Below are 4,113 nucleotides of genomic sequence, written 5' to 3' on the forward strand. Positions count from 1 at the left end.
CGTGTGCACCGTCCCATCCTGACCCACCCCGGTGCGTCGGGGCGACCATCCGCGCCCTCTTTGGGGGTCGCATCAGGGTGCGCTCAGGGTCGACCCTCATGGTCGGGAGAGAGTGGGCGAGCCACTCTGATGCCATGACGAAAAGCAATGACGCCCCCGGCCAGGGGCAGGGCCACGGCCTGGACGGTTTCTACACCGCTCTGCGGCGCCCGGGGATCGTGCGCCAGTCGAACGGCCGGTGGTTCGCCGGTGTGGCCGCGGGCGTGGCCCGGTGGCTCGGCGTCGACCCGCTCGTCGTGCGAGCAGGTTTCATCCTCTTCTCGATCTTCTTCGGGATGGGGCTCGCCCTCTACCTCGTGCTGTGGCTGCTGATGCCCGACGAGCGCGGCGAGATCCACGTCGAGCGGGCACTCAAGCACGGTGAGGGCAGCTCGATCTTCCTGCTCGTCGTCACGGTGATGGCCGTCCTCGGCGGCGGCCCCTGGTGGGGCGGTGACACCCGCGGCTTCCGCTTCTTCGGCTTCGCGCTCCTCGTCTTCGGGGCCTGGTGGTTCCTGACACGCACGGGCACCGGCCGGGAGCTCATGGCGCAGGCGCCGTGGAAGAACCAGGGCGCCCCGGCGTCCAGTGCGGCGACCGGTGTCGATCCGGCGACCGGTGGGCCGATCACCCAGCCTGCCACCGGCACGGCGCCCGCACACCCCGGCCCGGCCCCTGCCACGGCATACGGCTCGACGGGCAATGCGGCGGCCAACGTCGGCGCCACCCTTGCGGCACCATGGCCGCCGGCCCCGGCCCTGGTGCGGGAGCGGACCCCCTCGATCGGCTTCGCCGGCGGCCTCCTCGTCCTCGGCCTGGCCATGGTCACCGGTGTCGTCATGTCGACGATCGCCCAGGCCGCAGGTTGGTCGGGCCACCACGTGGCCATCGGGATCGCCTCGGGGCTGGGCATCCTCGGCCTCGGCATCCTCGTCGCCGGTATCGCCGGCCGCCGGTCGGGAGGCCTGGCGTTCTTCGCCGTGACCGGCATGATCGCGGCGGCCGCCACCACCGCGGCGCCGGTCGCCCTCTCCCAGCCCTGGCAGGCGGGGGACCGCAGCTACACCGTGACGTCGATGAGGCCGGCACCAGCGTTCGAGCTGGGGCTCGGACAGATGAGGGTCGACCTCAGCGCCTCGGACTGGAAGGCCACGCCCGGTCAGGACACCGTCACGGCCACGATGGGCGCCGGTGAGCTCGATCTCGTCGTCCCGGAAGGCGTTCCGGTCGTCGTCAACGCGAAGGCGCGTGCTGGGGAGATCATCGCGACCGGTCCGTCGGTCGTCGGTGAGGGGATGCGGCGTCAGGGACCCGACCAGCTCCAGTACGACGGCACCGGCTGGCAGCAGCAGGTGACGTTCGGGCCGGCCGCGTCGCGCCCGGAGATCGTCGTCGACGCCGAGATCGGCGTCGGTCAGATCAAGATCACGACCAGGAGCGCGCCAWGACCGGCCCGACGAACGACCCGACCGACCCGACCGACCCGACGAAGCGCGCAGCGGAGACGAGTGGCATGAGCAGCAACGACACCCCCGACCCGACGACGGAGTTCCGTGACCCGACGGCGGACCCGACGGTGGATCCGACCACCGAGCCGGCGGTCGAACCGGCGGTCGAACCGGCGGTCGAGCCGCCGGTCGACCCGGCGGAGACGACGACGATCCCCGCTGCGACGACACAGGCCCTGCCGCCCGCGACGCCCTTCCGGATCCAGCCCGCCGCCCCCGTGCCGGACGACGCGGTCGCCGAGGGGGCCGGGCTGCCGCACCTGCCACCCCCGGGGTCCCAGCCCGACCCCTCGTGGCCGGCGCCCGTCCCGCCCCAACCTGCCTCTCAGCCCGCCCCGAGCCCGGTTTTCGTCACGGTCCACAAGGGCCCGCGCCCGGGCGCGATCATGCTCGGTCTGCTGTCGATGCTCGTGGCGGCCTACGTCCTCGTGGCCAACCTCACCGGCGCGGACCTCAGCTTCCGCATGGTGGGGCCGACGATGATCGGTGCCCTCGGCGGCATGCTGCTGCTCGTCGGCCTCGCCGGCGTCGTCGCGGGCAGACTGCGCCGCTGAGCTCGGGAGCGCGCCCCCGGCATACCTGCTCGGGCGGTCCCCGCAGGACGGTCGGTAGCGCTGGCTAGGCTCTGGGCACGCTCGCCGGTCAGGTCCGGCACTCGCAGTGGGGAGAGAACGTGCTCAGAAAGTCCGGCATCAGCCTCGAGGCCCTCGACCGGTCGACCCGGCCACAGGACGACCTCTTCAGGTTCGTCAACGGGACGTGGCTCGACACGACGGAGATCCCGGACGACCGGGCTCGCTTCGGCACCTTCGACATCCTGCGCGAGGAGTCCACGTCACGGGTCCGCGACCTCATCGAGGAGGCGGCCGGCGCCGAGGACGGTGCACTCGGCACGCCGAAGCGTCAGGTCGGTGACCTCTACGCGAGCTTCACCGACACCGACCGGATCGAGGAGCTCGGGCTCGCCCCGCTGCAGGGCGTGATGTCGGAGGTCGCGGCCGTCGACAGCGTCGAGGCGCTCGGCAGGGCCCTCGGCCGGCTCGCGCGCGACGGCGTGGTCGGGGTCCTGCAGCACTTCGTCTCACCCGACGAGCGCTCGCCGGAGGACTACGTCGTCTACCTCGAGCAGGGCGGCCTCGGACTTCCCGACGAGTCCTACTACCGCGAGGAGAAGTACGCCGACATCCGGACGGCCTACGTCGCCCACATCGGCCGGTTGCTCGTCCTCGCCGGCATCCCGGACGCCGAGGCCAAGGCCACGCGGATCATGACGCTCGAGACGCTTCTCGCGGCGTCGCACTGGGACACGGTGTCCAACCGCGACGCGATCAAGACCTACAACGCGCACACGATCGACGAGGTCATGGTGCTCGCGCCCCAGTTCCCTTGGCACGATTGGCTGTCCGGCCTCGGCGCGCCGGCGGGTTCGTTCGACAAGGTCGTCGTCCGCCAGCCGAGCTTCGTCGCAGGTCTCGGCGCAGCGCTCGAGTCGGTGGACATCGCCGACTGGCGCACGTGGCTGACGTGGCACGCCCTCTCGGAGTTCGCCTCGCTGCTGCCGCAGTCGTTCGTGGACGAGGACTTCGACTTCTACGGTCGCACCCTCTCCGGGCAGCCGGAGAACAAGGAGCGCTGGAAGCGTGGCGTGTCCGTCGTGGAGGCCTGTGTCGGCGAGGCCGTCGGGCAGCTCTACGCCGAGCGGTGGTTCCCGCCCGCCGCCAAGGCCCGCATGCAGGAACTTGTCGGCAACCTCGTCGAGGCCTTCCGCCGGTCCTTCGCCTCGCTCGAGTGGATGGGGCCCGAGACTCGCGCGCAGGCGATCGACAAGCTCGACGCGTTCACGCCGAAGATCGGCTACCCCGACGTGTGGCGCGACTACTCCAGCATCGAGATCGACCCGGCCGACCTCGTCGGCAACGTCCGGCGCAGCACGGCCTTCGAGGTCGATCGCAACCTCGCGAAGATCGGCCGCCCGATCGACCGCACCGAATGGTTCATGCTGCCCCAGACGGTCAACGCCTACTACATGCCGTCGATGAACGAGATCGTCTTCCCGGCCGCGATCCTGCAGCCGCCGTTCTTCGACCTCGAGGCCGACGACGCCGTCAACTACGGCGGCATCGGCGCCGTCATCGGTCATGAGCTCGGGCACGGCTTCGACGACCAGGGCTCGCGCTACGACGGCACCGGGGCGCTGCGGGACTGGTGGACCGAGGCCGACCGCGAGCGCTTCGACGCGCTGTCCCAGCGGCTCATCGAGCAGTTCGGCCAGTACACCCCTGCCGGGCTCTCCGAAGAGCACAAGGTCAACGGCGGCCTGACGGTCGGCGAGAACATCGGCGACCTCGGTGGCCTGCAGATCGGCTACTCGGCCTATCGCATCGCGACCGAGACCGGCGAGATGCCCGAGCTCGACGGCTTCACCGGACCGCAGCGCTTCTTCATCGGGTGGGCCCAGGTCTGGAAGGGCAAGGCTCGCGAGGCCGAGGCGATCCGGCTGCTCGCCGTCGACCCGCACTCGCCGCAGGACGTGCGGGGCAACGCCGTGCGCAACGTGGCGGAGTTC

3 protein-coding genes are annotated in these 4,113 nt (G+C 71.3%); all 3 read left to right on the plus strand.

Annotated elements, in window-relative coordinates:
• The first annotated feature begins 134 nt into the window (after positions 1-134).
• A complete protein-coding gene (locus tag AC1DP0_RS18955; RefSeq protein WP_478087478.1) occupies positions 135-1,556 on the plus strand; it encodes a PspC domain-containing protein in 1,422 nt (473 codons plus the stop codon).
• A complete protein-coding gene (locus tag AC1DP0_RS18960; protein WP_478087483.1) occupies positions 1,553-2,101 on the plus strand; it encodes a hypothetical protein in 549 nt (182 codons plus the stop codon). The genes AC1DP0_RS18955 and AC1DP0_RS18960 overlap by 4 nt, the downstream gene beginning before the upstream one ends.
• Before the next feature lie 119 nt (positions 2,102-2,220).
• Positions 2,221-4,113 (plus strand): M13 family metallopeptidase (locus AC1DP0_RS18965; RefSeq protein WP_478087485.1); only part of this gene is annotated, 1,893 nt, incomplete at its 3' end.

It is taken from the genome of Terrabacter sp. P5_B1, from assembly GCF_056400505.1.